Origin of the sequence: Fretibacterium fastidiosum, from assembly GCF_000210715.1 — a bacterium.
Lineage (GTDB): Bacteria > Synergistota > Synergistia > Synergistales > Aminobacteriaceae > Fretibacterium > Fretibacterium fastidiosum.
The window spans coordinates 2035011-2061480 of the sequence record NC_021038.1; the positions used below are offsets into that span (position 1 = coordinate 2035011).

At 61.0% G+C, this 26470-nt stretch carries 21 protein-coding genes and 1 riboswitch; of the genes, 8 read left to right on the forward strand and 13 right to left on the reverse strand.

Annotation, left to right across the window (positions count from 1 at the left end; translation table 11 throughout):
* Window positions 1-21: 21 nt before the first annotated feature.
* Both mcrC and SY1_RS09310 read right to left on the reverse strand, forming a co-directional pair.
* Window positions 22-1077, reverse strand: a complete 1056-nt coding sequence (gene mcrC, locus SY1_RS09305; RefSeq protein WP_015556860.1) for a 5-methylcytosine-specific restriction endonuclease system specificity protein McrC — start codon at window positions 1075-1077, stop codon at window positions 22-24.
* The gene (locus SY1_RS09310) at window positions 1074-3074 is read right to left on the reverse strand and encodes an AAA family ATPase (protein ID WP_015556861.1); all 2001 of its coding nucleotides are present in this window, start codon (window positions 3072-3074) and stop codon (window positions 1074-1076) included. Before SY1_RS09310 ends, mcrC begins: the two co-directional genes overlap by 4 nt.
* Window positions 3075-3308: 234 nt before the next feature.
* Window positions 3309-3558, forward strand: a riboswitch (cobalamin riboswitch).
* A gap of 171 nt (window positions 3559-3729) precedes the next feature.
* On the opposite strand from SY1_RS09310, the gene SY1_RS09315 reads away from it, so the two are divergent.
* The 8 genes from SY1_RS09315 (at window position 3730) to SY1_RS09350 (ending at window position 11622) form a co-directional block, all read left to right on the forward strand.
* Window positions 3730-5283 carry an ABC transporter substrate-binding protein gene (locus SY1_RS09315; RefSeq protein WP_015556862.1) on the forward strand — a complete coding sequence of 518 codons (1554 nt, stop codon included), beginning with the start codon at window positions 3730-3732 and terminating at the stop codon, window positions 5281-5283.
* A 145-nt stretch (window positions 5284-5428) separates the two neighbouring features.
* Window positions 5429-6313 carry an ABC transporter permease gene (locus SY1_RS09320; protein ID WP_208873571.1) on the forward strand — a complete coding sequence of 295 codons (885 nt, stop codon included), beginning with the start codon at window positions 5429-5431 and terminating at the stop codon, window positions 6311-6313.
* Complete coding sequence (locus SY1_RS09325) at window positions 6306-7160, forward strand: ABC transporter permease (RefSeq protein WP_015556863.1); 855 nt, start codon at window positions 6306-6308, stop codon at window positions 7158-7160. The genes SY1_RS09320 and SY1_RS09325 overlap by 8 nt, the downstream gene beginning before the upstream one ends.
* 12 nt (window positions 7161-7172) lie before the next feature.
* A complete protein-coding gene (locus SY1_RS09330) occupies window positions 7173-8042 on the forward strand; it encodes an ATP-binding cassette domain-containing protein (protein ID WP_015556864.1) in 870 nt (289 codons plus the stop codon).
* A complete protein-coding gene (locus SY1_RS09335; RefSeq protein WP_015556865.1) occupies window positions 8035-8664 on the forward strand; it encodes an ABC transporter ATP-binding protein in 630 nt (209 codons plus the stop codon). The genes SY1_RS09330 and SY1_RS09335 overlap by 8 nt, the downstream gene beginning before the upstream one ends.
* 77 nt (window positions 8665-8741) lie before the next feature.
* Window positions 8742-9827 (forward strand): ABC transporter substrate-binding protein, encoded by a 1086-nt coding sequence (locus SY1_RS09340; RefSeq protein WP_208873573.1) that lies wholly within the window; start codon window positions 8742-8744, stop codon window positions 9825-9827.
* Between the two features lie 32 nt (window positions 9828-9859).
* Window positions 9860-10837 carry a FecCD family ABC transporter permease gene (locus tag SY1_RS09345; RefSeq protein WP_243440654.1) on the forward strand — a complete coding sequence of 326 codons (978 nt, stop codon included), beginning with the start codon at window positions 9860-9862 and terminating at the stop codon, window positions 10835-10837.
* Entirely contained in the window at window positions 10834-11622 is a 789-nt protein-coding gene (locus SY1_RS09350; RefSeq protein ID WP_015556866.1) for an ABC transporter ATP-binding protein, read from the forward strand. Before SY1_RS09345 ends, SY1_RS09350 begins: the two co-directional genes overlap by 4 nt.
* Before the next feature lie 623 nt (window positions 11623-12245).
* On the opposite strand, the gene SY1_RS09355 is transcribed toward SY1_RS09350, so the two are convergent.
* From SY1_RS09355 to SY1_RS09405, 11 genes are all read right to left on the reverse strand, one after another.
* The gene (locus SY1_RS09355) at window positions 12246-13145 is read right to left on the reverse strand and encodes a hypothetical protein (protein ID WP_208873577.1); all 900 of its coding nucleotides are present in this window, start codon (window positions 13143-13145) and stop codon (window positions 12246-12248) included.
* A gap of 345 nt (window positions 13146-13490) precedes the next feature.
* Window positions 13491-14588 carry a hypothetical protein gene (locus tag SY1_RS09360; protein ID WP_208873578.1) on the reverse strand — a complete coding sequence of 366 codons (1098 nt, stop codon included), beginning with the start codon at window positions 14586-14588 and terminating at the stop codon, window positions 13491-13493.
* A 358-nt stretch (window positions 14589-14946) separates the two neighbouring features.
* Window positions 14947-16158, reverse strand: a complete 1212-nt coding sequence (locus SY1_RS09365) for a hypothetical protein (RefSeq protein WP_208873580.1) — start codon at window positions 16156-16158, stop codon at window positions 14947-14949.
* Between the two features lie 242 nt (window positions 16159-16400).
* On the reverse strand, window positions 16401-17324 hold the full coding sequence (locus SY1_RS09370) for a helix-turn-helix domain-containing protein (protein ID WP_015556868.1): 924 nt from the start codon (window positions 17322-17324) through the stop codon (window positions 16401-16403).
* A 100-nt stretch (window positions 17325-17424) separates the two neighbouring features.
* Window positions 17425-18165 carry a gamma-glutamyl-gamma-aminobutyrate hydrolase family protein gene (locus SY1_RS09375; RefSeq protein ID WP_015556869.1) on the reverse strand — a complete coding sequence of 247 codons (741 nt, stop codon included), beginning with the start codon at window positions 18163-18165 and terminating at the stop codon, window positions 17425-17427.
* A gap of 36 nt (window positions 18166-18201) precedes the next feature.
* Window positions 18202-19845, reverse strand: coding sequence for a type IV pilus assembly protein FimV (locus SY1_RS09380; RefSeq protein WP_208873582.1), 1644 nt, complete (start codon window positions 19843-19845; stop codon window positions 18202-18204).
* Between the two features lie 180 nt (window positions 19846-20025).
* Window positions 20026-21345 (reverse strand): NCS2 family permease, encoded by a 1320-nt coding sequence (locus SY1_RS09385; RefSeq protein ID WP_015556870.1) that lies wholly within the window; start codon window positions 21343-21345, stop codon window positions 20026-20028.
* A gap of 16 nt (window positions 21346-21361) precedes the next feature.
* Window positions 21362-23125: an adenine deaminase gene (gene ade, locus SY1_RS09390; protein ID WP_015556871.1), complete on the reverse strand. Its 1764-nt coding sequence runs from the start codon at window positions 23123-23125 to the stop codon at window positions 21362-21364.
* Between the two features lie 12 nt (window positions 23126-23137).
* Window positions 23138-23773 carry a BglII/BstYI family type II restriction endonuclease gene (locus tag SY1_RS09395; protein WP_015556872.1) on the reverse strand — a complete coding sequence of 212 codons (636 nt, stop codon included), beginning with the start codon at window positions 23771-23773 and terminating at the stop codon, window positions 23138-23140.
* Window positions 23770-24714: a DNA-methyltransferase gene (locus tag SY1_RS09400; RefSeq protein WP_208873584.1), complete on the reverse strand. Its 945-nt coding sequence runs from the start codon at window positions 24712-24714 to the stop codon at window positions 23770-23772. Before SY1_RS09400 ends, SY1_RS09395 begins: the two co-directional genes overlap by 4 nt.
* Window positions 24704-26347 carry a nucleoside kinase gene (locus SY1_RS09405; protein ID WP_015556873.1) on the reverse strand — a complete coding sequence of 548 codons (1644 nt, stop codon included), beginning with the start codon at window positions 26345-26347 and terminating at the stop codon, window positions 24704-24706. Before SY1_RS09405 ends, SY1_RS09400 begins: the two co-directional genes overlap by 11 nt.
* Window positions 26348-26470 lie beyond the last annotated feature (123 nt).

Genomic DNA, 26470 nt, shown 5'->3' on the forward strand with positions numbered 1-26470 from the left:
CGCAATCGCCTCCTGGAATTATTACTTCCTAAAATGCTCCTCCATTATAGCATTCAGCTGAGCTGCAATCTGTGAAAACTTTTGGTTCAAATCCAATGTTTTTACGCTTATTCGGTTCCCACTCATCTGATAAACGTTGTTCGGCTGGATGGCCTCATCGGTAGCTGCATACAGCAGCATACCGGAAACCTTATGCGGTTGGGCTCCGAAATTCGTGTCCGTGTTTTTTACGTAAGTGAAAATCTGATACAGATTGTTGGAATGAAGCGTGTGAACGTCATACTGCGTCTGCGTTGTGCGCCTATAATACTTGGCATCAATAATAAGGACTTCGCTGCCCCTGATCAGCATGATATCGCTCTGCATAATCGGCAGCATTGTTCCGTTGCCATCATCAAGCGCCCACGGAATTTGCGAGGCCGTTACCGTCACCTGCGGGCATTCCCTGACATAATATTCGAGGATAAACTTCTCGTAGAGACGATTCATACGCTGTTCATCAACAAAGGCTGCCAGCTTATACTCGCCGGAATCCGTGGTCAGCAGCATTCCATCAATAATGAGCTGGCACAGGCCGATGAGCATACGGTAGGTATTGTTGTTCCTCTGAAAACGGATAGCTGACCACCTAATCGTGGTGGGATCAATCGTACTTACCTTGGAAAAAAACAGCATCTCTTTTTTCAGATTGCTCTTGTACTCCTGGTCTACCTTCGTATGCCGGAGCAAGAGCATGACGGTCGTTTTCAGTATCTGATTCAAGAGATTGTTTTCTGACAGCTCATCATACTCACAGGTCAGCATGCACTTTCTGGCAAGGCGATTTTGAATGGTTCTCGGCATATCAATTTTGCCACGGACCACAGCCACATCCTCTTTGCGATTTAGATACTCTCGATACAGGCCCTGCTTCAGTTGGCGACCGATACCCTTGGCGAGGACCGCCGCAAAAAGGTTATGTATGTTCTCGAATTCTTCGGTAGCGACATCCTCATAACCACCTTGATTCAGCGCGGTGAAGGCATACGAAAGCATATAGTATATGTTTTTTATGAAGATGCTCCTATCCTTTATCATTGAAACACACCCAGTAAAATATTCTCCCAGTGTCGGAGCTTGTTGACATCGTCAAACCAATATTCACTCAACATCGGCAGAATATCGTAATCGACGATGGAATACAGCCAGTCCCTGGTGCAAACATCTCTGCCACAAAAATAGCTGTGGCCGACGCAGAATCCCTTGCCCAGCGACCTGTCGAGAGAAATCTCCCGATTCAATTCCTTAACCTTAGATACCAGCTCATTCAGTGTTTCGTTATTCAGGCTGTTTTGATACTGGATGAAGCCGTCAGAATCGAAGCCCGGTTCCATTTCAAAGAAGCTGAAGCGGCGACGAAGAGCGTAGTCAATCATGGCCAGGCTGCGGTCTGCTGTATTCATCATGCCGATGATGTACAGATTTTTAGGAACTGAGAAGGGAAGTCCATTATAGGCCAATGTTGCCTTGGTGCCTCTATAGTCTTTCTCAATGAGCAGAAGCAGCTCTCCGAAAATTTTACTCATGTTGCCACGATTGATCTCGTCAATGATAAAGAAGAAATCTTTATCCAATCGGTTCGCGGCCTTCTCACAAAAGCGATAAAAGATACCATACTTGAGCTCAAAACCGTCCTCTACGGGCTTGTAGCCCATCATGAAGTCCTCATAGGAATAGTTTTGATGAAATTGCACGAATTCAATCCTGCTATCATCTTCTTCTCCCATCATAGACCATGCCAGACGTCTGGCAGCAAAGGTCTTTCCCACGCCGGGAGCGCCCTGAAGGATGATATTCTTTTTATTTTGAAGAACGGATACAAGGTTTTCATAACGTTTTTCCGTCATGTAAACTTCATCAAGGAAATCACTCTTTGTGTATGCGTTAATGGGAGCCACCACTGTAACCGGATATTTTTCGCCCGATGCGGCAGTAACATACAGTTTAACGTTGCTCAAATCAGCCTTATCGAGTGCCGCAGAAAGCTCATCCCTCAATTTCCAAACGAAGCTGCCTTCTTCATTTTTATCAGCGTTACGGCCCACGTAAAGAACCGTCCACCACCGTGTGGAGCCATTGTCTCTGGTGTTTGGTGAAATGCCGGTGGCTTCACAAATGCGCTTTGCCAGTCCGAATGAACCGGCGTTGTAGAAATTTTTTGTCTCACCGTATTTCATGGCAAGCTGTGTGCAGGATGCCATGCCGCCGTAGTCTTTTATGCGCTTCATGATTTCCAGTGCACTGGTGGTAAAGACGGTTTCGTCCTCGAGGAGTTTGCTCCAGTCATCGACAGTAAGGCCGGAATCATAATCGGAACCATACCATTTAACAGGCTTTGCAGCAGCGGCATCCTTTTGCGAATAATATCTGCTGATGTAAAATCCAACGTCAATGGTCAGAGTTTTCAACTCAGGATCGGAATAGCACGTCTCGGTCAATTGCGATTCGAAGAGGTTCACCAGCTCGGTATCTTCTTTTAAAGCCAGGCTGATCTCATCGTAAAGTCGTAGGAAGTTTCGGATATTATCGGCATAAGCGCCTTTTTTGAAACGGTAATTCGAGTTAAGTTCGTTGGCAACTGCTTTTGCTTCACTGAACTTGTAGATGTAGTATTTGTCCGGATAACGGAGCCACAAGTAGGTGCTGATGGAATTTTCATACTGATAATGCTGTGCGTCCTCGCTCCCGTACTCCTTCAAGAGGATGGACGAGTGCGCACTAAAAGCATCCATCCGTTCAAACACATCCTTGCTCTCATCGAACAGAGCAATGAACATGGAACGAACCTCTTCATGAGCGGACCTGGCGAAATCGACGATCATGCCCTTCGGGAAGTAATTTGCGGAAGTCAGTAAATTGAGGGTTTTGTCCAAAGACCGACTCAGCATCTCCGGAAAATCAACTGCGTTCACATCCCAATTATCCTGAAACCATTTCACGGCTTCCCATTTGTATTTCTCATTTTCCCACTGTTTTGAAACGAAGTTCCGTTTGTACTCAACCAGTATATCCTTCAGTCGAAATGGATCAAACATGGCAAACACCTCTCAAATGCTTGTCGTGCTATAGCGAAAACCAGGTGCTTTTATTATAGCGCTCCATCATCAAGGCAGGAAATTGAACCTCAACGCCGCCCGCCACTGCTTCAGGCCAGACGCCATCCCCCAAAACGGGGTGACAGGACCGTTGAGCGACAGCAGACGATCGGCGGCCTTGTTGCTTTTTTGAGGGCGTTCCATTAGAATGACGTCTTGTACAAACAGGCTGTTTGTATATGGAAATGCGTCATCGTCCTCCCTGTCCGACGCGCGATACGGTGGGGACGGTGTAGATGGAATGGGGTGAGAGTCCCCGCGCGGCCGGCACTGTAAGCGTGAACCCATGCTGAAGCGTCTCTTCGGGACGCCATGACGAACGTCAGTCACTGCGGCATCAGGCCGTGGGAAGGCAGGCATCGGGCGCTGGGGGCTCTCCCCCTGAATCGCAAGTCAGGAGACTTACGCATTTTCTCTGGAGGACGTTGGCCCCCTGCCCAGGGCGGACGTCTTGGCGCGTGAAAACGGACGCGCCGACCTTCTCGCTTGCAGAAGCGCAGAGGGCCGGCGCGTTTTTATCTCTGCGACGCGCAAAAGGTGCGGGCTTGCCGCCCGCAGGAGTTTTGCACTATTTTTGGAATTTTAGGAGGCAAACATGAAGAAAACGGTTTTTGCGGCGCTTTCCCTCGCGATGGCGCTCCTCTGCGGCACGGCCCTGGCGAAGGATGAGATCGTCCTGTCGGGCGGCGATAACGCCATGGCGGGAAAGATCGACCCCGTCCGCGGGTATGGTGTCTGGGGACCCGACATCTTTCACTGCCACCTGCTGAAACCCGGCAAGGACAACCTGCTGGAAAAGGACCTGGCAACGGATGAGAAGGTCAGCGAAGACGGGCTGAGGTACACGTATGAAATTCGCGAGGACGCGAAGTTCGCCGACGGCCACCCCCTGACAGCGGAGGACATCGTCTTCACGTTTGAGAGCACGAAGGCCGCCGCATCGGTCGCAGACCTCTCGATGTTGGAGAGCGTTCGGGCGCTCGACGACCGAACGGTGGAGTTCACGCTCTCCCGTCCATGGTCGTTCTTTCCGCACCTCCTGAGTTACGTCGGCATCGTTCCGAAGCACGCTTATAAGGAGGGCTACGGTGACATGCCGCTGGGCTCAGGCGCCTGGCGTATCGTGGACTTCCAGATCGGACAGCAGATGATTTTGGAGCCCAATCCGCACTATTACGGCAGGAAGTCCCCCTTCAAACGGGTGACGATCCTCAAGGTCGACGACGACGCCACGCTCGCTGCAGCGAAGTCGGGACAGTTGGACTTCGTCTTCATTCCGGCGGAGTTCGCGGCCACAAAACAGGAGGTGCCGGGCATGAAGCTCCTGACGCTCGACACCTTCACCTCGCTGGCGATCAACCTGCCCGTCATCCCCGAAGGGGTTGCCTCAGGAGATGAGAAGGTGGGTAACAACGTGACCTGTGACCCGGCCATCCGCCGCGCGCTGAACGTCGGCATCAGCCGTCAGCTTCTGGTCGATCAGGCGTTGAGCGGAATGGGGAAGCCCTCCTTCACCATCGGCGGAGGCTGGCTGCCCTGGGCCTCGAAGCGGACGTTCGAGGACGGACGCCTGGAGGAGGCAAAGAAGATCCTCGAGGACGCCGGCTGGGTGGATTCGGACGGCGACGGCATCCGGGAGAAGGACGGCCTGAAGGCGGAGTTCACGATCAAGGGCCGCAGCAACGACATGCCTCGTTACAACGTGGTCGTGGCGGTCGCGGAGAGCGCCAAAGCGCTTGGAATCCATATTATCCCTCAATCCGCACCCTGGGTTGAAGCGCGCCACGCCCGCGCTACGCCGACGTGCTGGGCGTTCGGCTACCCCAGCCCTTCGGACTTCTATCTGTTTTACCATTCTTCGCAGATCAACAAAGGCGTGATCGGCAATCCGCCCTCGTACTCCAACCCGGAGGTCGACGCCCTGATCGACAGGGCGCTGCGCGCCACAAGCCAGGAGGAGAGCGACAGGCTGTGGCAGCAGGCTGAAGAGCTGGCGGACGCAGACGTGCCGTTCCTGTACGTTGCCTGTCCCCAGGACAACTACCTCGTCCGCGACGGACTGACGATACCGCCGCTAGGAAGGGTCAAATCCAGAAACCAGGGCGGAGCGGGGCTGGAGAACCTGAACGAGTGGAGCTGGAGCGAATGAGACAGCGGGGGATCGCTCCCCGGGGGAAGGAGAGGGGTTAGTGAGTAAGGGATTCGCACGGTACGTCGCGGGGTCTCTCGGGCGGTTGCTGCTCCTGCTCGTTTCCTGTTCCGCGCTCAGCTTTTTTCTGGTCACGGCGTCACCCTTGAAAGCGATTGATGCCTTCCTCGGTGAGGTCAACGTCTCAGAGGAACAGCGGGCCCACATCGAGGAGCAGTGGGACCTGAACCGGCCGCCCCTGGAACGCTACTTCAAGTGGGCAGCAGCGGCCCTGCGGGGCGACCTCGGACAGTCCATCATGCACCACAAGCCGGTGTCGCAAGTGCTGGCGGAGCGTTTCAAGGCCTCGCTGCTTCTGATGGGCACGGCCTGGGCGCTGTCCGGCGTCCTTGGCCTGATTTTAGGAATCGCCGCCGGCGCCTGGCGGGGCGGTTGGCCGGACAGGGTGATCAAGACCTTCAGCCTGCTTCTGGCCTCCACTCCGACGTTTTGGCTCGGACTTCTGCTCCTGATCGTGTTTGCCGTACAGCTACAGTGGTTCCCCCTGGGGCTCTCCATCCCCATCGGCCGCGTGGCCGCGGAGACGACGTGGGCCGAGCGGCTGCACCACCTCATCCTTCCTGCGTTGACGCTGTCCATCACCGGCGTGGCGAACATCGCGCTGCACACCCGACAGAAGCTGATCGACGTGCTGGAGAGCGAATACGTCCTCTTCGCCCGTGCCCGCGGCGAGTCGCTGGGGCAGATCATCCGGCGCCATGGCCTGCGCAACATCGCCCTGCCGGCGATCACGCTGCAGTTCGCCTCGGTGAACGAGATATTCGGCGGCTCCGTGTTGGCGGAGAAGGTGTTCTCCTACCCCGGCCTGGGCAGCACCGCCGTCGAGGCCGGCCTCCACGCGGACGCACCGCTCCTGATGGGCATCGCCCTCTTCAGCGTGCTCTTCGTCTTCGCGGGGAACCTGGCCGCGAACGTCCTCTACGGGTTGATCGACCCGCACATTCGGGAGGGAGAGAAAGCCCATGGCTGAAGCGCTCGTCAAGGCAGCGCGCGGCCCGTGGCTGAATCACCGCCGCAGGACGCTCTGTGCGATTGGGCTGGGGGCTATCCTCCTCGCGGGGATCTTCGTCTGGGGATCGCTCCTTGGCCCCGGCGACTATGGCCCCAACTACTCGGCTCGGTACATCGCCCCCTGCGCCGCTCATCCCTTCGGGACCGACAGCCTGGGGCGCGACATGTTCTTTCGCGTCGTTGCGGGCCTGTCGCTCAGCATCCGCATCGGTCTGACGGCTGCGGTCATCAGCTCGGTCATCGCGCTGATCCTGGGGAGCCTGTCCGCCATCTTCGGCGGGCGGACGGACTCCGCCGTCAGCTACTGCGTTGACCTGTGCATGGGCGTGCCACACCTGATCCTGCTCATCCTCATCTCCATCGCCGCCGGAGGAGGCGCCGCAGGCGTCATCACAGGGGTCGCCGTCACGCACTGGCCGAACCTGACGCGCCTCATCCGCGCGGAAATCCTCCAGATCCGCTCCGCGCAGTACGTGCAGGTCGCGCGGAAGATGGGAAAGGGCCCGCTCCACATCGCCCTGCGGCACATCGTCCCTCACGTGTTTCCACAGTACGCCGTCGGCCTGATCCTGCTGTTTCCGCACGCGATCCTTCATGAGGCCGGCATCACGTTTCTGGGCTACGGTCTGCCGCTCGACACGCCGGCCATGGGCGTCATCCTCGCCGAGTCCATGCGACACCTGGCGGCCGGCATGTGGTGGCTGGCGTTCTTCCCCGGCCTGGCGCTGCTCCTCGTCGTACAGCTTTTCGACGTCGTGGGCGACAGCCTGCGGGTGTTCGTCGACCCGCACGCTGCGAGGGAGTAGGGGGGACTGGAGATGGGCGAATTGAAAGACAGCCTCCTGAGAGTGTGCCACCTGTCCGTGAGCTTCGAGAGCTACGACACGCGCCTTGAGAGGGTGGACTACTGCGCCATCACCGACCTGAGCGTGTCGTTGGAGCGCGGAGAGATCCTGGCCGTCGTTGGATCGAGCGGCTCCGGCAAGAGCCTGCTGGCTCACGCGGTGCTGGGGATCCTGCCCGACAACGCGCGCGTTGGAGGCGAGATGTTCTACTGCGGCGCGGTCATGACGGACGGGATGAAGTCCCGCCTGCGCGGACGTGAGATCGCGTTCATTCCGCAGTCCGTGGCCTACCTCGATCCGCTGATGCGCGTGGGAGACCAGGTGTGCGGCACGGCGGGGGAAAGCGCTCGGGAGAGGCAACGGGCGGCCTTTCGTCACTTCAACCTGAAGCGCGAGACGGCGGATTCCTATCCCTTTCAGCTTTCGGGCGGAATGGCCCGGCGCGTCCTCCTGTCCACGGCGTTCGTCGCCGACCCGGAGCTTCTGATTGCGGACGAGCCGACACCTGGACTGGACCTGGAGCTGGCCATCGAGGCGCTGAAGGACTTTCGCGTCATGGCGGACCAGGGGAAGGGCATCCTCCTCATCACGCACGACATCGATTTGGCGCTTGGCGTGGCGGATAAGGTCGCGATTTTCCACGAGGGCCGCGTCGTGGAAACCGCCGCGGCGGCGGCCTTCAGCGGGGACGGCGCCGGCTTGAAGCACCCTTACAGCCGCGCCCTGTTTCGGGCTCTACCCCAGAACGGGTTCTCCCTGGAGCGCTGCCCCGCGTGCGGGGCAAGCGAAGCGACGTGGGACGTGGACGGAGAAACGATGAGGTGCAGGTGCAGCGATGCTTGAGGTAAACAACGTCGGCTTTCATTACGGCGGCGGACCATGGGTCCTGAAGGACGTGAGCCTTAAGGTCGCCGATGGGGAGCGCATCGCCATCCTTGGCCCCAGCGGCTACGGCAAGAGCACGTTGGCAAAGCTCATGGCCGGGTACGAACGCCCCGCGGAAGGCGCGGTGCTGTGGAACGGCGCCCCGCTGCCCGGCCGCGGCTACTGCCCCGTTCAGCTGATCTACCAGCACCCGGAGCGGGCGCTCAACCCGCGTTGGAAGATGCGGCAGTCCCTGTTCGAGGCCGGAGCGCTGGACGAAGACGTCCTGCGCGAGGTGGGCATTCGCCCCCTGTGGTACGATCGCTGGCCCATCGAGCTCTCGGGCGGCGAGCTGCAGCGCTTCTGCGTGGCGCGCGTCATGCGGAGCGAAACGCGCGTCCTGATCGCCGACGAGATGACGACGATGCTGGATGCCTTGAGCCAGGCGCACATTTGGAACTTCGTGCTGAACTATGCGGACCGGAACGGCATGGCCGTGGTGGCGATAACGCACAACCGCGCCCTGGCGGAGCGCGTCGCGGACCGCATCATCCACATTCCGGAGCTGAATCACGTGCAGGTGGACCGCAGCAGCCTGTGACGTTGAAACAAACCCACGGTGCGCGAGGCGCAGAACGGATCAGGGAGGTATATTTTATTTTTAAGGAGGGCAACAGGTTGAGGTTTTTCAAGAGAAGCTTTTTGGCGTTTTTGTGCTGTGTGCTGTGCGCACAAGGCGCGCTGGGCGCCGAATTCGTCAAGTTTGTGGACGACAGCGGGCAGGAGGTGACGGTGCCGCGCTCGCCGGAACGTGTTCTCATCACGTCCATCATGCCTTTGACGAGCGTATACTGCCTCTATCGCGGCGGCATTACAGGATTGATCGGCATCTCAGACGGCACGAAGGTGGCGGCACGGTACTCCTACCTTGCAAAGATGTTTCCGAAAATCCTCGATATTCCTTCCGACTTCATGAAGGGCGGCGAGGTGAACGTCGAGGAAGTCCTGAAGTTGAAGCCGGACGTCGTGTTCTACAACGCCTCGCGTCCGGAGGAGGGGGAAGCCTATCGCCGCATCGGGCTTCCTGCCGTGTGTTTCCGCACAGAAAAGTATCATGGCGACCCGCTGGGGACGATTGCCGACTGGCTGGGCTACCTTGAAAGAGTATTTGGCGCAGGCGAGGGGACGGCGGGCGTTTCGGACTATGGCGCGAAGACGCTTCAAATGGTGCGGGACCGTATCGCTGCGGCGGGCGACCTCAAGCGCCCCAAGGCGGTGATCTTTGCCGGGTACAGCGGAAACCAGCTCGTGGCGTCGGGCTCGAATCACTATTCCGAGTTCTATCTGCGCGAGTGCGGGGCGGTGAACGTAGCGGCGGAGATTGACGGCCAAAAGGGCGTCAACCTCGAGCAGATCTACGAGTGGGACCCGGAGGTCATCCTGATCAACAATTTCTGCCCCTATGTGCCTGAGGATTTCTACGAGAACAAGATCGCCGGCTACGACTGGGGTCTGGTAAGCGCTGTGAAAAACAAGCGCGTCTACAAGTTTCCTCTGGGCATCTATCGCTGGTATCCGCCGTCCGGCGACACCCCGCTCTGCATCCTGTGGGTTGCCCAGCAACTGCATCCGGAGCTGTTCAGCGACGTCGATATCGCGAAGGAGCTTAGGGATTACTATCAAAAATTCTACCACTACGAGCCAACGGACGAGGACATCGCCAAGATACTGCACCCCGGACGCGAGGCCGCCATCTTCAACTGATGGCTCTATCTTCAAGGAGGGCAGGCGCGCTTTTGCTGCTTGCCCTTCCCCTCTTGACGGCGCTCCTTTGCCTCGGCGTGGGGCGGTACTCCATCAGCCTGTGGGAAACGCTCCACGTCCTCTTCTCGCCGCTGACGGGAGAAAAAGTCGACGCCATGCAGTTTGCCGTAGTGTTCAAAATTCGCCTGCCCCGCATCCTGCAAGGCGCTTTATGCGGTGCGGCGCTGGCCGTGTCCGGCGCAGCCTTTCAGAGCTTGTTCAACAATCCGCTGGCGGTGCCGGACACGCTTGGCGTGGCCAGCGCCGCCTCCTGCGGGGCCGTGATCGCTCTGATGCTTCGCTGGAACCTGCTGGCCGTGCAGGCAACGGCTTTGGTCTTCGGCTTGATTGCCGTGCTCCTGACATGGTCGGCTGCAAGGATTCGGAAACAGAGTACGATCGTGATGATCGTGCTGGCCGGCATCGTCATCTCCGCGCTGTTCGACGGATTGCTCTCGCTCCTGAAATACGTCGCCGACCCCGAGGAAGCGCTGCCGACCATTACCTATTGGCTGATGGGCAGCCTGTCGGCCTCCAACTACTACACGCTGGCACTTGGAACGCCAATGATCGGCGCCGGGCTTTTGACTATATTTCTGCTGCGCTGGCGACTCAACATCCTCTCCCTCGGCGAGGACGAAGCGCGTTCCATGGGCATTCACCTCAGAGCCATGCGCTTCACGGTCATCTTTGCGGCAGCGGCGATGACGGCTTCCTGCGTTTCGATGTGCGGCAAGATTGGATGGATCGGCCTCCTGATCCCGCACCTTGCGCGCATGGTCGGCGGCGGCAGCAATCAACGCATCATCCCCCTCAGCTTGTCGTTCGGCGCGGCGTTTACGCTCTGTGTTGACACGGTGGCGCGGAGCGTTACCGCCGCGGAGATACCGGTTTCGATCCTTACGGCCATCGTGGGCGCCCCCGTGTTCATCATGCTGTTGCGCTCCACGCAGGAGGGGGGCATGAAATGATCTTTGCGGTCGAGAATGGCTGTTTCGGCTATCGTCGCGGCTCGATCCTTCTGCGCGACATCTCGTTCCGCATAGAGCCGGGAGAGGTGCTGGCGGTTCTGGGGGCAAACGGGGCAGGAAAAACGACGATGCTTCGTTGCATGATGGGTTTCCTGCCATGGCGTGACGGAGGGACCTTTATCGACGGGCGCGAACTCTCGTCGTTCAGCCCTCGACAGATATGGAGAAAGATGGCTTACGTACCGCAGGCGAGAACGGCCGGCTTCCCCTATACGGCGTATGAAATGACGCTCCTTGGGCGAAGTGCACACCTTGGAGCGTTCAAGCAGCCGGGGCCTGACGACGAGAGAATCGCCATGGAGTGCATGGAGGAAACGGGAATCCTGCACCTGAAGGATAAGCCCTGCAATCGCATGAGCGGCGGCGAACTGCAGATGGTCCTGATCGCTCGCGCGCTGACGACGCAGCCATCCCTGCTGGTGATGGACGAGCCGGAGTCCAACCTGGACTTTCACAACCAGCTGGTGATCCTGGAGGTCATTCGTCACCTGGCGCACGACCTTGGCAAATCCGTTGTGCTGAACACGCATTTTCCCGACCACGCCATGCGGCTGGCGGACAAGGCCCTGCTCTTGAATCGGGATGGGACAAACCTCTATGGCCCAGTGAATGAAGTCGTGACGGTGGAGAACATCCGCAGCGCCTTTGGAGTGCACGCCGCGATCCGCAAGATCGAAGACAGGGGGGAACTTTACGACATCGTGGTTCCGCTGTCGCTTGCATAACGCGCCGCGCACTTCACCCCCACGGACCGTTCCCCCTGAACTTGCTTAAGGAAGCGCTATTATACCAAATCGCGTTTTATATGGATTGCCTCCCCTGATGAAGCCCCTAAGTTCGACGACGCAAATCAAAGATTTGCTGTCTCACTTATGAAAGGGGAGGCGGTTTGCGTCAGCGAACCGGAGGGGTTCGGCCAGACGACACGACTTACGGACGCCGACAGGCGGTCGGCGTCGTGTCGGTCGGCTGAGGGCGAAGGAAGTCCGGGGGACTTCCGCAGCTCGGCCAGACGACCGGCCTCACGCAAGCCGATCTTTCGGGAGGATTGCGGCGTCGTGTCGGTCGGCTGTGCCGAAAGAGGACAATTTATTGTCGTCTTTCGGCGTTGGCGGGAGATGTTAGACAGGCGCGTCTTATGAAAAACACTCGCCGCCCCTACACCCCTCCCCTTCGGGGAGCCTTCCGGCTGCCGTTCGCTGACGCTCACGGGCCGTCAGTCCCCACAGCACTCGGCGGCCCGGCCCGTCAGGTCCTGAAACAGGGCGTTCATCACGGGAACGGACTTGATATCATAAGGGGGCCGATATCGGCCCCCTTTCTCAAGCTACGTTCGATCCGCTATCGATTATCGTTTTTTCATCCTCAAGGCCAGCGGAAGGAGCCCCAGCAGGGGCAGGAAGGCGTAGCCTGCGTTGCATCCGCCGCCACCGCCGCCACCACCACCAGAGGTTTTTCCGGACGTGATCGTGAAGTTGACGGCCTCGGAAAGGGTCCAGTTCTGGCCGTCCACGCCGGTAAACGTCACGTCCACCTTGGCCTTCACCGGAACGTCCTTGACGCTGTAGGCCGCGTCGAGCGCCTTGGCCTGGATATTGTTGGCGGCGCCGTCCCAGGTGAGGGAGAGCTTGCCCGCATCCAGTTTTGTGGGGTCGAAGTCGAACGTGACGCCGGCGACCTTGAGGTCCTTATCGACCGCTCCGACCGTGGGTTTGAGCGTCAGGGTCAGCGTATCCTCCGAACCCTTCGAGGTGTCGATGGCGAGCGCCGCCTTGCTCAGGTCCACGCTGACCGGATCCTTTGCGGTGACGTTGAAAGTGAACTTAGAGGATGTCCCCCCATGCTCCAGTTTCAGCACAAGCTTTCCCGTATCGCCCGGTTTCGTCCCAGCCGAGAACCTGAAGGACCCCTTGTCGTTGGGAACCCCCACCTGGTAGTCGAGGCCGGCAGAGGAATCCTTCTGTATTTCGTTAGGTTGGGCGATCAAGAAGCCAACCTCGCGCGTTCCCACCACATCGACCGACGCGCCGAGGAACATCTCGGAAAAGCCCTTTACCGTGAGGTCGGTCTCCCCTTCGACGCTTACATCCCCCGACTCCAAAGTCGAAGCCGCGTATTTGATGAAGAAGTCGGTCTTCAGAATAGGAGGGACAGCAGCCGAAGCCAGCTTACCCTCAAACGTGATGGCGGCCAGAGCCAACACGAACAGCACTGACGCAACCTTGAACTGTCTTAGACGCTTTGTCATGACGAACGACACTTCCTTCCTTTTCGGTCTTCCCCAGGCCCCTCAAGTCCGGCGCCGTGACAACACCTCCCTCCGCAGCGGCGCCCGTCCCTCGTTTGGCCATTCCTCCGCCCGTTCCCGGGAGGCGGACACGAGAACCTCCCCCTGCCTCTCCATAAAGAACGAGAGACTGCATGCCGTCAGGATATCACGTTGCCTTACAAAAGAATGTTCCGTTCTTGCCCTTTTCCTGTTCCGTTATTGACTTTTTAGGAGGGAAATTCGGAGGTCCAGAACGGACTCGATGTCATAAAGGGGGCCGGAGATCGGCCCCCGTTCTCAAGCTACAGTCGAATCCGTTATCGATTATCGTTTTTTCATCTTCAAGGCCAGCGGAAGGAGCCCCAGCAGAGGCAGGAAGGCGTAGCCCGTGCTACATCCACCACCGCCACCACCGCCACTGCTACCGCCACCACCGCCAGAGGTTTTTTCGAACGTGGCCTCGATGGTGCCGTCGGATGTGACGTTCTTCATCGTATGGGTGGCCACCGCGCCAATAGAGGCCCCATTCACCTTGACGTCCTTGATCTTATAGTTTATGTCGGGTGAAATCGTGAAGGCCTGGTCCGCTCCGTAGGCCACCGTGACGGCCCCCTTCGGCGCGATGGTACCGCCAGGCCCTGCCGTAGCCGTCACCGTGACGGTCGCGGGATGTCCCGGCCCGGACGTGATCGTGAAGTTGACGTCCTCTGAAAGGGCCCAGTTCTGGCCGTCCTCGCCGGTAAACGTCATGCCCACCTCAGCCTTCACCGGGACGCCCGCGACGCTGTATACCGCGTCGAGCGCCTTGGCCTGGATCTTCTTGCCGGCGCCGTCCCAGGTGAGGGAGAGCTTGGCCGCGTCCAGTTTTGCGGGGTCGAAGTCGAACGTGACGCCGGCGACCTTGAGGTCCTTGTCGACCGCTCCGGCCTTGCCTTTGAGCGTCAGGGTCAGCGCGTCCTCCGAAGCCTTCGAGGTGTCGATGGCGAGTGCCGCCTTGTCCAGGTCCATACTGACGGGGCTCTTCGCGGTGATCCCTTTCAGATCGAAAGAGGTCTTTTCTCCTGTCGTGGCCGAAGGGGACAGCAAAAGTCTGCCCGTTTCACCAGGTTTTACGGTTTTGAGGAAGTGTGCCTTCCCTGTCCCCATCCCCAAGTTGACATACTCGATCTTCTCCTCGAGAAGGGCGTCCATGTGCAAAACCTTATCCCAAACACCGCTGTAATCATCCGAGGTTGTGAAATCCAGTTCCTCACCCAAGAACATCTCCTTGAGTGCCGGTACTTCGGTGGTCGTATCCTTGACGCTAGTCACATACCCCTCCTGCCCTGCCGAAGATTTGTAGTGAAATCCGAACTCCGCTGCGTCCGCCGTCAGATCGGTCCCCAGGACGACCGCAGCCGCCAGAACGAGCAGAACCGACACGAATCCTCCTTGATTCACTCGCTTTGCCATGATGCACCACACTTCCTTTCCTCTTTGATCTTTCGTCGCGCCTCAACCGCGGCACGGATGGTGAAGATGTCCGAACCCCATCCGCCTACTTTCCGATTCCCTCTCCTCCCGAGGGGGGCGCGGAACTCTCCGAAACGTCCCCTCCAGTACAGACCCCTATGTTGCTGTCAGGATATCACGTTGCCTTGCAAAAGAATATTCCGTTCTTGCCCTTTTCCTATTCTGTTATTGACTTTTAGGGAGAATCCGGAGGTCCGGAACGGACTCGATGTCATAAGGGGGCCGGAGATCGGCCCCCGTTCCCAAGCTACGTTCGATCCGCTATCGATTATCGTTTTTTCATCCTCGAGGCCAGCGGAAGGAGCCCCAGCAGAGGCAGGAAGGCATAGCCTGCGTTGCATCCGCCACCGCCGCTACCGCCACCGCCGCCGCCGCTACCGCCACCGCCGCCGCCGCTACCGCCACCGCCGCCGCCGCTACCACCACCGCCGCCGCCGCTACCGCCACCGCCGCCGCCACCAGAGGTTTTTTCGAACGTGGCCTCAATGGTGCCGTCGGATGTGACGTTCTTCATCGTGTGGGTAGCCACCGCGCCGACGGAGGCGCCATTCACCTTGACGTCCTTGATCTTATAGTTCCTGTCGGGTGAAATCGTGAAGGCCTGATCCGCGCCGAAGGCTACCGTGACGGCACCCTTCGGCGCGATGGTGCCGCCGGCCCCTGCCGTGGCCGTCACCGTGACGGTCGCGGGGCGTCCCGGCCGGGACGTAATCGTGAAGTTGACGGCCTCGGAAAGGGTCCAGTTCTGGCCGTCCACGCCGGTAAACGTCACGTCCACCTTGGCCTTCACCGGAACGTCCTTGACGCTGTAGGCCGCATTGAGCGCCTTGGCCTGGATCTTGTTGGCGGCTCCATCCCAGGTGAGGGAGAGCTTGGCTGCGTCCAGTTTTGCGGGGTCGAAGTCGAACGCGACGCCGGCGACCTTGAGGTCCTTGAGAACCGCTCCGACCATAGGTTTGAGCGTCAGGGTCAGCGTGTCCTCTGAAGCCGTCGAGGTATCGATGGCGAGTGCCGCCTTGCTCTGATCTACGCTGACCGGATCCTTTGCGGTGATGTCGAAGGTGAACTTGGAGGATGTCCCCCCATTCTGCATTTTCAGCACAAGCTTTCCCGTATCGCCCGGTTTCGTCCCGGCCGAGAACCCGAATGACCCCTCGTGGTTGGGAACCCCCACCCGGTAGTCGAGACCGGCAGAGGAATCTTTCTGTATCTCGTTGGGCACCTTGAGGGGGAAGACGCCCTCCTGGCGCGTTCCCACCACATCGACCTTCGCACCGAGGAACATCTCGGAAAAGCCCTTTACCGTGAGGTCGGTCTCCCCTTCGACGCTTACATCCCCCGACTCCAAAGTCGAAGCCGCGTATTCGATGAAGAATTCGGTCTTCAGACCAGGAGGAGCAGCCGAAGCCGGCTTACCCTCAAACGTGATGGCGGCCAGAGCCAACACAAACAGTACTGACGCAGCCTTAAACTGCCTCAAACGCTTTGTCATGACGAACAACACTTCCTTCCTTTTCGGTCTTCCCCAGGCTCCTTGAGCCCGGCACCGTGACAACGCCTCGCGTCCGTCCCTCGTTTGATCATTCCTCTGCTCATTCCCGGGAGCGTACACGAACCTCCCCGTAGATGTAGATAATGAGAGCCTGCGTGCAATTAGGTTATCACGCTGCCTTGAAAAAGAATGTTCCGTTTTTGTCCTTTTCCTGTTTCGTTATTGACTTTTTAAGAGGAAAATCTGGAGGTCCGGGGCACTTCGTTGAGGGATTTTCGGCGGTATTCGGTGGGAGAGAGCCCGGTTTTCTGGCGGAACACGCGCGCGAAGTGGCTGGGGTTGGGGAATCCGCAGAGCTTCCCCACTTCGGCGATGGTGCACCGGGGGTCCTTCAGGATATCCATCGCGCGGTGGATGCGGATCAGCATCTGGAACTGGCGGGGCGTCATGCCCGTGTGAGCGCGGAACTTGCGCAGGGCAGTAAACTTGTTGACATGGACGATTTGGGAGACCTCCGAGAGAGGACAGGGGTCACTGCGTTCGCTCAGGTGCTCGACGGCCCGGTCCAGCTCCGCGTCGCTTGGGACGCGCTGTTCCGTGGCCGCCGCGGAGAAACGGAGCCTGCGAATGAGGCAGACGGCAAGCTGGATGACGATACAGTCGACCATCACTCCGGACCCGATGCCTGGGCTGCCCCTTCTGCCCCCCCCGTACTCGATGAAGAATGCGCGCATCAGGGCTTTGAGCTCGGGGTCGTAGGGGATCAGGTCGTTCTCGAAAACCGTGTCGGGACTGCCGCGCAGGGTACGGCACATCTTTTGGAAGAAGGCATAGCGGAAGTAGAGGCTGATGAAGGAGACGTTGGGGATCGGCTCGGTCACCGCGTGGGGCTGACTGCCGTTGACGGGGTAGATGGAGCCGGCTGGGACGAAGATGGGGTGTCCATCCCTCGTCCCGCCCCGAACCGGGGAGAGGGCGATGAAGAACTGCACGCTCTCGTGCCGGTAGCTGTTGGGCAGCATACAGACCGGCCTGCGGCTCACGATCACGGTCAGGTTGTTCGTCCTGAAGAACTCCAGGTAGGGGTTGTTTCCGATGAACTCGCGGAACGGCACCCAGGGGCGGGTGACCTTCTCGGAGAGGTTGTCCTTCATCCCGTTATCCCTCCTCGACACAAGCCCTCAAGGCCGGCGAGATCGTCAGTCCCCCCTCCGGGGAGCCTTCCGGCTGCCGTTCGCCCTTGCTCACGGGCTGTCAGTCACCACAACGGGCTGCGGCACGGGCTGTCAGGTCCTGAAACAGGGCGTTCATCACGGGAACGGACTCGATCAGGTCCTCCGGATGCCACTGGGTGGCGACGATCAGCCCGTCGGCGCTCTCAATGGCCTCCACGATTCCGTCCTCCGCCTGAGCGGAGACGGCCAGGCCCTTTCCCAACGCCTTGACGGACTGGTGGTGCAGGCTGTTCACCGGCACAGCCTCCCGCCCCAGAAGTCGGGCCAGCCGGGTGCCCGGCACAACGCACGCCGTCTGCGTGACGACGTGGCGCTTCTCCGTCTGAACGTGCGTCAGGTGGTCCTCCCCCCGCTCCCCGATGTCCTGGTACAGGCTGCCGCCGCAGGCGACGTTCAAAAGTTGGGCCCCCCGGCAGATGCCAAGCATGGGGACCTGCCGTTCCATGGCGTATCGCGCAGCGTGAAACCAACATTCGTCGAGGGCGCGATCGACCTCCCCCAGCTTCTCGTGCGGCGCCTCCCCGTAGTAGGCGGGGTCCACGTCGTCCCCGCCGGGGAACAGCAGCCCGTCGCACGCCTCAAGAAGGGGGTCCATCAGGCTCAGGTCGCTGACGAAGGGCAGGATGACGGGGACGCCGCCGTTGTTCGCCACGGAGCGGACGCAGGTGTCGTTCGTGAAGCTGCGGCGCATGACGCTCCCGGAGGTGGAAGACGTTGTCACCAGGATGTTGCCCAGAATTCCGATAATCGGCTTTGCCATGTTCAAGTCCTCCTCGCCCGCGATGGGCCCCGCACCTCAACTCGATGCCCGTTCCGATTCGTCCTGCGCGCGCCGGCCCTCCGGCCTGCCGCGCATCTCCGCGATGGCTCGCTCCAACTCGTCCGCGGCGCTGCCGAAGGAGGTCTGCCGCCGAAGCTCGGACGCCACCGGGGCCGCTTCCTCCGCCCGCCGCTCCGCTTCACCCCCCTGCCCCGTTGGGGCTTTCCCGGCAGGCTCCGTCGGGGCCTCCCCAGCGTGCTCCAGAGGGGCTTCCTCAGCAGGCTCCACTGGGTCGCTGACAAGAGCCCCTGAAGGGGGCGATTCCTCGTCAGACCTCGACGAAACGGCCTCATGGGCGGGCGTCGATGCCTCGGCCGTTGCCGTGGGGTCTGCCAGCAGGAACGGCGCCGGCTCGGCCTCCATGGGCGCCGGTTCCTGCGACGGCGCTTCCCGCTGCGATCTCCGGTCGTCGGGCCGGGGGGTGAGCGGCGCGGCCCCAGCCTGGCGCCGTGCCGTGGGGGGCGTTCCTTGAAGGGCGGCCAGGGGCTCCAGGTTCAGGACCGCCGCGGTGGTCAGCTCCAGCGCGTCCTGCTGCAGCGCGAAGTCGGGCTGATAGCGACGGATGAGGGACAATCCGCGCCCGTCGCCCCAGGCGGCCCCCAGCAGCTGAAAGACCTTCATCAATCGGAAGTTGCGGCAGGCGCTCTCGCCCCGGTGCTGCGTCCGCATCAGGCCGGGGTTCTTGAAGCGGGCGGAGGCCGGTCCACCCCTCAGCAGCACCGTCACGTCTCCGCCGTCGTAGTCCGCGTGCAGGAGCGCGTTGACGAAGCACTCGCGAAAGGCTGCGGCGCAGGCCGGGGAGAGGCTGCGGGTGAGGCGGGGCATCAGGTCGGAGTACGCCTTCCAGAGGTTGCGCACCTCCAGGGCCTCGCCGTCGGCGTTTCCCCTGCGGACCTCCGCCCGGACGCGGGTGGCCCTGCGGCCCAGCATGAGGTGTCCTGCCTGGGTGACGGCGCCGCCTGAGAGGACCTGCGCGCGGGCCAAAAACGCCTCGAGGGACAGCTCCGACCACTCCGGCCGGCGCCGGACCACCGCGGAGCGGAAGGAGGCGACGCTCTCCTCGTGAAGGTCGTCGAGGCTCATGCCGCGGATCGGACGATCGTCCTTCAGCCTCTCGAGGGCGTCCAGCCCCAAACGGAAGCGCGCTCCGACGCCCGACAGGAAGCCCACGCCCTCCGTTCGCCGCCAAGTTCCGCGGGCGTAGTCCTGCCCGATGCACACGGGGCGCTCGTGCCACTCCGCCGGCAGGACGCGGGCCAGCAGGATCGGCGCAGGGTCCCTCAATACGTGAAAGGTGACGGAGAGCGCCGTGCTGAAGGTCCGGCCATCCCCGCAGTCGACCGCGAGTTGATCGCGCAGCACGTCCGGGCTCCGGAGCCCCCGCGGCTCGGCGCGGCTTTCCTCTTCAAGCCACTCCGCCCCCAGGACGACCCAGCCTCCGGCGCCGTTGGCCATGCCGCAGGCCGTGGGGGCAAAGAGGGGAAGCTCCTCCACGGTCAAAAATTGGCGGTCCTCGTTCGCCGTCCGAGCCAAAAATTCGTCGAACGTCGAAAATCCGGCGGCCGCCCTGTCTCTCCTCATCTCCACGAAAAACTGCACGGACGATCTCCCATTCTCCAACGAAAAAAGTCCCTCCATCGGCGAAAGCGCGCCTTGGGCGTCGATGGAGGCCCGACGACACCTGCGTCTATTATCCATGAAAGCGCGGGGAAGGGCAAGGGCCCGCCACGGAGCGTCGTCAAAAAACTCCCCCTTGCGGGGGAGCGAAAAACGTCCGGGGCCGAGACGCCGCAGGCCGGCTCAGGAGAGGAGCTCCTTCAGGGCGAACAGGATGGCCAAAAAGGTCATGAGGCCGCTCACGTCGCGGAACTTGCCGGACAAGCTCTTGACGAGCACGTAGGAGACGACGCCGAACTCGATGCCCGTCGCGATGCTGTAGGTCAGGGGCATCATCGTGAAGCCCAGGATCGCGGGGAAGACGTCCGTCCACTCGTCGTAATCCAGGTCCCGAAGGCTCATCATCATGTAGACGCCCACCAGGATCAGGGCGGGGGCCGTGGCGCAGCTCGGGACGATGCCCACGACGGGCGTGAAGAAGATGGCGACGATGAAGAGGACGGCGGTCACGACAGAGCTGAGGCCCGTTCGTCCCCCCTGGGCCACGCCGCTGGAGCTCTCGACGTAGGAGGTGACCGTCGAGGTCCCCAGGATCGCGCCGGCGACGGTGCCGACGGCGTCGGCCATGAGGGCGCCCTTCGCCCTGGGCAGACGCCCCCGATCGTCCAGCAGCCCGCTGCGGCTGCAGACGCCCACCAGCGTCCCCACGGTGTCGAAGAAGTCCACGAAGAAGAAGGTGAACACCACGACCCAGAAGTCCGGCTCACGAACGAGGGAGAAGTCCATCTTCCAGAACAGCGGCTCGATGGAGGGCGGCATCGAGACGAGCGTATCGGGCAGCGTCGTGATCCCGCAGGCGGCCGCGAGGACGGTGACGGCCAGGATGCCGATCAGGAGGGCGCCGTGGACGCGGTGGGCGGTGAGCACGGCCATCAGGAGCAGCCCGACGATGGCGAGGAGCGCCGGGACGTTGTCGCCGATCTGTCCCAGGGCGATGAGGGTCGCGTCGTTGTGGACGACGATGCCGACGCTCTTCATCCCGATGAAGGCGATGAAGAAGCCGATGCCCGCCGAGATGCCGACCTTGAGCGCCTTCGGGATGGTGTTGACCACCATCTCGCGGATGCGGGTCAGCGTCAGCAGGATGAAGATCGCGCCCTCGATGAACACGGCGGCCAGGGCCATCTGCCAGGTGACGGGGGCCCCGTTGATCTGCATTCCCAGCACGACGGTGTAGGTGAAGAAGGCGTTGAGGCCCATGCCCGGCGCCAGCCCGATGGGGTAGTTGGCCAGCACGGCCATCAGGAACGTGGCGAGAGCCGAGCTGAGGCAGGTGACCACCACCAGCGCGTTGAAGTCCATGCCCGTCTTGCTCAGGATGGCCGGGTTGACGAAGACGATGTAGGACATGGTGACGAAGGTGGTCAGGCCGGCCAGGAACTCCGTGCGGACGGAGCTCCCCGCCTCCCTGACGTGGAACGTGCGATCCAGAAACGACATCATGACAAAGACACCCCTTCTAAGAGATTGAGTTGGGTACGGCGGTCGCGTCCCCCTGCTGCGGGGCCCGGCCGCCTTCGGGAAAGAGGGGCTGAACTCCGCCCCTCATGATATCGACGTACCCCTGATCCGTGATGCGGAGGTTGGGGACGACGGAGAGGCACAGGAAGGACAGGGCCATGAACGGGTGGGGCAGCTGCACGCCCAGCTGCTCCGCCCCCCGCTCCAGGTCCTCCAGAGCGCGGGCGACGCTCTCGGCGTCCAGGTGGGTCATCAGGCCGCCGATGGGCAGGGGAAGGCTGCCGCGCACGGACCCTCCCTCCGCGAGGACCAGGCCGCCGCCCGTCTCGCACAGGCACTTCAGCGCCGTGGCGATGGACCGGTCGTCCATGCCGACGGTCACGAAGTTGTGCGCGTCGTGAGCCACGGACGAGGCGATGGCGCCGCGCTGCATCCCAAAGCCCGTGACGAAGCCGACGGCAAAGCGTCCCGTGCCGTGGTGGCGCTCCAGCACGACAATCTTGGCGAGGTCGCGGGACGGGTCGGGGACGGCGTTCCCCTCCGACACGAGCGGGGGCATCCGCCGCGAGCCGGTGATGATCTCGCCCGGCTGCATCTCGATGACGTTCATCGTCTCGCCCCCGGCGGGGACGCGAAGCTGCTCCTCGGTGAGGGGCATCGTCTGCACAGCGTGGGGCAGGGGGATGGAACGCGCCTGCGCGCCCTTGACCGCGACGCCGTCCTGGACGACGGCGCGTCCGTCCTTCCAGACGTGCTTCACGTTGAAGCTCGCCAGGTCATCGACCAGCACGAGGTCCGCTCGGCGTCCGGGCGCGATGGCCCCCCGATCCCACAGGTGGAAGTAGTCCGCCGGCGAGAGCGTCGTCAGGCGAAGGGCCACGAGGGGGTCCACGCCCTCCTCGATCATGATGCGCAGCTTGGCGTCCATGTGCCCCGTGTCCCGGATGTAGCGCGCCGTGGCGTCGTCCGTCACGACCATGCAGCGCGCGGCCAGGAACGGGTTCTCCTTCACCAGAGGAAGGAGCGTCCGCAGGTTGGGGAAGGAGGCGCCCTCGCGCATCATCACCCACATGCCGCGCCGCAGCTTCTCCCGCGCCTCATCGAGGTCCACGCACTCGTGGTCCGACGAGACGCCCGAGGTGAGGTAGGCGTTCAGGTCCTTTCCCGAAACGCCCGGCGCGTGGCCCGTCAGGACGACGTCGCCCGCCGCCGCCACCCTGCCCCACACGTCCGGGTCCCCTTCGATGAGCGCGGGGTAGTTCATCAGCTCCCCCAGGTGGGTGCACCACCCCTCCCGAAGCATCTCCCGAACGGCCATCATGTCCAGCTCATCCCTCGGCGTTTCGAGGCGGGACGCGGGGACGCAGGAGGGCGCGCCCAGGAAGACGTCGACGGCCAGTCCGCGGCTCGCCAGGTACATGTAGCGGACGCCGGGGAGGCCCAGGGCGTTCGCTATCTCGTGGGGGTCCGCCATGACGGTGGTCGTCCCGTGGACCACCACGGCGTCCGCGAAGGCCGCCGGCGCCATCAGGCTGCTTTCGATGTGGACGTGCCCGTCGATCAGGCCGGGGACCAGGACGGCCCCCGCCGCATCCAGGACACGGTGCCCCTCGTAGCCCCTGCCGACGCCCGCGATCCGGTCCCCGCAGACGGCGACGTCGGCCTCCTCGTACTCCAGGGTAAAGACGTTCGCGACGCGGGCCCCCCGAATCACGAGGTCCGCAGGCCGGCTGCCCCTGGCAACTGCGGCCAGTGTGTTCATCGACTCTCCCTCCTATTCCGACAGACGTCGCTCATCGGGTTCAATTCCGACCAGTACAATGGGGACCGATGGATTAGAACGACCTTCGCGCACGATGTTGGTCAACTCATTTTCGTACCAGGCGAGGCCCGACGACATCTGCGACATGAGGCTGTGCATGGGAATGATCTCGATGCCCGCGTCAATGTCCCCTCTCTCATAAAAGAACGTGTGCTTGACGTGCAGGTCGTACTGCACCGAAAAATACTTGCCAAACTGGACCTCAACGGCAACGCGATCCTTCACGAAATCCACCTGATTATAAGTGCTGTACGCAGTAAAGCCCTTCTCCGTAATCGCCTGTCTTTGCCGGTCCTTGTCCCGAATGTGAACGGTGTCCCGCGTCGTCTCCAAATCCTCGTTGACGAAGTAGTCTATCCTTGTTTCACGCCAGCCTTTGCTCAAAAACTCGGCTTTGAAAAGACGGTTCAGCTCCTTTGGCGCAAACAGGGTCCTTCCCGTCATCGTTTTTTCCCTGCTCACTTTGTTGAAGGCGAGGGACGCATCCACATTTTGGACAGCGGCCTTCACCTCATCCCACAACGCAGGCCTGTGGACCAGGAGGAACTCCAGTCCATTCAAATGGCTGTACACCTGGGCGATTTTCATTGTGCCTGGGTCCATTCTTCGGGAACGCGGGCGATTTTATCCCCCGGCCTGGGCCTCCATATTTCCCGATGGATAGGGCGCGTTAAAAGGGTGCCCTCCCTCAACTTTCGCAGTCTGTCCAAGCCGGTATCGACAAACTTCCGCTCCCATTCCGATCCGTAGGCCCTGCGGCCGTTCTTGAGCGCCGCCACCAGGGAGGACCCCACCCCTGCGAAAGGATCGTAAACGATATCCCCTTCATTGGTGAGCGCCAGGATACAGCGCTCCGCCAGCTCAACCGGATACTGACACGGATGCTCAACCTTTTCAGGATGATTGTTCTTGACGTTGGGGATGTCCCACACCAGCGCGTCCCAATCGTCAATTAACCGGCTTACCGTCATCTCCCAAACGTCCTCAGGATTCTTGCCTTTTGGATTGCCGCTGAACTGCCCCTTCCTTTCCCCCTTGAAGTATCTTTTTCCGGGATACTTGGAAGGGATGCGCACGTCATCGAGGTTAAACGTGTACTCATCCGACTTCGTAAACCATAAAATCGTCTCGTAACGGCCACTGAACCTCTTGGAACAATGCAGGCCGTGACCGAAATGCCATATCACACGATTACGCAAATGCAGCCCCATTCTTTTAAAACAGGGGTAGAAGTAGATGTCAAGCGGGTAAATTTCGCCTTCTTCAACGCAATTGCCCGTCTGCCAGCACAGGCTGCCGTCGCGCGACAAAACGCGGACCAACTCGGCAAGGATCGGTTCCAGATTACGAACGTATTCCTCAATTCCCGTTCGTGTTTCGTACTCCTTCCCGATGTTGTAGGGAGGTGACGTGATGACCAGCTTCACCGTTTCATCGGGTATCTCCTTGCAGAAATCAAGCGCATCTCGACACTCGTAGCGGAAATCCGGCAATTTCATCTCGAACAAAACGCCCTGTTCACACGTCAAGGCAGCTGCCTCCAATGAACTCGCGGATGACGGAGTTGTTGGGGATGCCCTCGTTTTGGATGGCGGGGACGAAGCGCAGGATGTTCAGGAGGCGCAGCGCCTCGCTGAAGACGGGAGAGCGCTCGTCCACCGTGTGCAGCAGGGGCTCGACGTAGCTCTTCAAGACGCCCAGCTCGTAGGGCATCGCGGAGTTGAAGGTGGCGTTCGCCCGGCTCTGGTAGGGGAAGATGTAGCGCATGGAGCCGCGGATGACCTTGGGGTACACTTCGAGGGTCACCTGCGCGGACTTGCCCCGCGTGCGGTAGTCGCGGATGATGCGCCGCAGCAGGCGGTTGTCGCCGGTGCTGGCGCGGTTGTGGGGGTCGATGCAGATGCTCGTCAGGGGCGAGACGAAGATGCCGTAGCGGCTCTTCTCCGGAAGCATGGCCAGGATGCGGTCGTTCAGCCCGTGGATGCCCTCCATGATGAGCACGTCCGCCTCCCCCAGACGGATGACCTTTCCGGGCTCCTTGTGTCCGGTGATGAAGTTGTAGCGCGGCGTGACGACCTCCTCGCCCGCCAGGATGCGCGCCAGGTTGTCCTGGAGCATCTCCAGGTCCAGCGCCTCCAGCCTCTCGTAATCGTAATCCCCGTTCTCGTCGCGGGGGGAGTCCTCCCGCTCCTTGAAGAAGTTGTCCAGGGGCAGCGTCACGGGGTTCTTGCCGCAGACCATGAGCTGCACCTTCAGCCGCTCGGAGAACGTCGTCTTGCCGGATCCCGACGGCCCCGCGATGGTGATCGCCTTCACGGGCTTTGAGGCGATGTCCTTCGCGATGCTGCCCAGGCGTTGGGAGTGAAAGGCCTCCGCGATGAGGATCAGCTCCTGCACCTTCCCCTCCGCCACACAGCGGTGCAGGCTCGTGAGGTAGTTGAGGTTCATCACCTCAAGCCAGTGGGCGTAGTCGAAGAAGATGCTGGCCAGCGAGGCGTCCGCCTGGAAGGGGGGGACGCCCTCCGGTGTATCGACGGTGGGGAACTGAAGCACCAGCCCCCGGTCGAACAACAGGAGGTCGAAGGTGCGCAGGAGCCCCGTGGAGGGGGCCATGGCCCCGCAGAAGTAGCCGTAGCGCGAGCTGCAGCGGTAGACCTCCACCGGGTCCAGGTTGGCCCGCACGAAGAGGTCCGCGATCTCAGGCTCCCCCTGCTCCTGAAAGATGCGTTTGGCCTTGTCGATGGGCAGGATCTTGCGCGTGATGGGCAGGTCCTCGTGGACCATCTCGCTCATGGCGGCGTGCAGCTTGTAGACGTCGGACTGCGTCACGGGGCCGTCCTCCAGCTCCCAGTAGTGCCCCTCCCCGATGGAGTGGCGCAGGACCGCCTTGCGGTTCAGCGTCTTCTCGCAGGCGATGACCAACAGGAAGTCCAGGGAGCGCTGATAGATGCGCAGCCCGTCGGGCGACGTGGTCAGGACGAACTCCACCGCCGCGTCGTCGTCGATGACCCAGCCCAGCGGCCGGGTGTAGTTGTTCACGCGCCAGGCGATGACTCTCCCCTTCTCGGCGGAATCGAGATCCGCCAGCACGTTGTGCCCCGTCACCGGCGTCTCGCTGGTGATGTACTTGTCCTGGTTCAGCACGTGGATGGTAAAGGCCATAGCATTTCCTCCTCACGGTCGAGATACGCCCTGGCAGAGGGTGCGTCTGTGCGTACTTTTAGAGAATTATAGCTCATGGCCGGTTTTTTGGAAAACGGCGGGGCGGAAGGCTCCCCGAAGGGG

Excerpts from the sequence above, each read along its gene's own strand:
- mcrC (WP_015556860.1), bottom strand. The coding sequence starts at position 1,077 with ATGATAAAGGATAGGAGCATCTTCATAAAAAACATATACTATATGCTT.
- SY1_RS09370 (WP_015556868.1), bottom strand. The coding sequence starts at position 17,324 with ATGAAGGACAACCTCTCCGAGAAGGTCACCCGCCCCTGGGTGCCGTTC.
- SY1_RS09315 (WP_015556862.1), top strand. The coding sequence starts at position 3,730 with ATGAAGAAAACGGTTTTTGCGGCGCTTTCCCTCGCGATGGCGCTCCTC.
- SY1_RS09350 (WP_015556866.1), top strand. The coding sequence starts at position 10,834 with ATGATCTTTGCGGTCGAGAATGGCTGTTTCGGCTATCGTCGCGGCTCG.
- ade (WP_015556871.1), bottom strand. The coding sequence starts at position 23,125 with ATGAACACACTGGCCGCAGTTGCCAGGGGCAGCCGGCCTGCGGACCTC.
- SY1_RS09335 (WP_015556865.1), top strand. The coding sequence starts at position 8,035 with ATGCTTGAGGTAAACAACGTCGGCTTTCATTACGGCGGCGGACCATGG.
- SY1_RS09375 (WP_015556869.1), bottom strand. The coding sequence starts at position 18,165 with ATGGCAAAGCCGATTATCGGAATTCTGGGCAACATCCTGGTGACAACG.
- SY1_RS09325 (WP_015556863.1), top strand. The coding sequence starts at position 6,306 with ATGGCTGAAGCGCTCGTCAAGGCAGCGCGCGGCCCGTGGCTGAATCAC.
- SY1_RS09355 (WP_208873577.1), bottom strand. The coding sequence starts at position 13,145 with ATGACAAAGCGTCTAAGACAGTTCAAGGTTGCGTCAGTGCTGTTCGTG.
- SY1_RS09330 (WP_015556864.1), top strand. The coding sequence starts at position 7,173 with ATGGGCGAATTGAAAGACAGCCTCCTGAGAGTGTGCCACCTGTCCGTG.
- SY1_RS09405 (WP_015556873.1), bottom strand. The coding sequence starts at position 26,347 with ATGGCCTTTACCATCCACGTGCTGAACCAGGACAAGTACATCACCAGC.
- SY1_RS09310 (WP_015556861.1), bottom strand. The coding sequence starts at position 3,074 with ATGTTTGATCCATTTCGACTGAAGGATATACTGGTTGAGTACAAACGG.
- SY1_RS09395 (WP_015556872.1), bottom strand. The coding sequence starts at position 23,773 with ATGAAAATCGCCCAGGTGTACAGCCATTTGAATGGACTGGAGTTCCTC.
- SY1_RS09385 (WP_015556870.1), bottom strand. The coding sequence starts at position 21,345 with ATGATGTCGTTTCTGGATCGCACGTTCCACGTCAGGGAGGCGGGGAGC.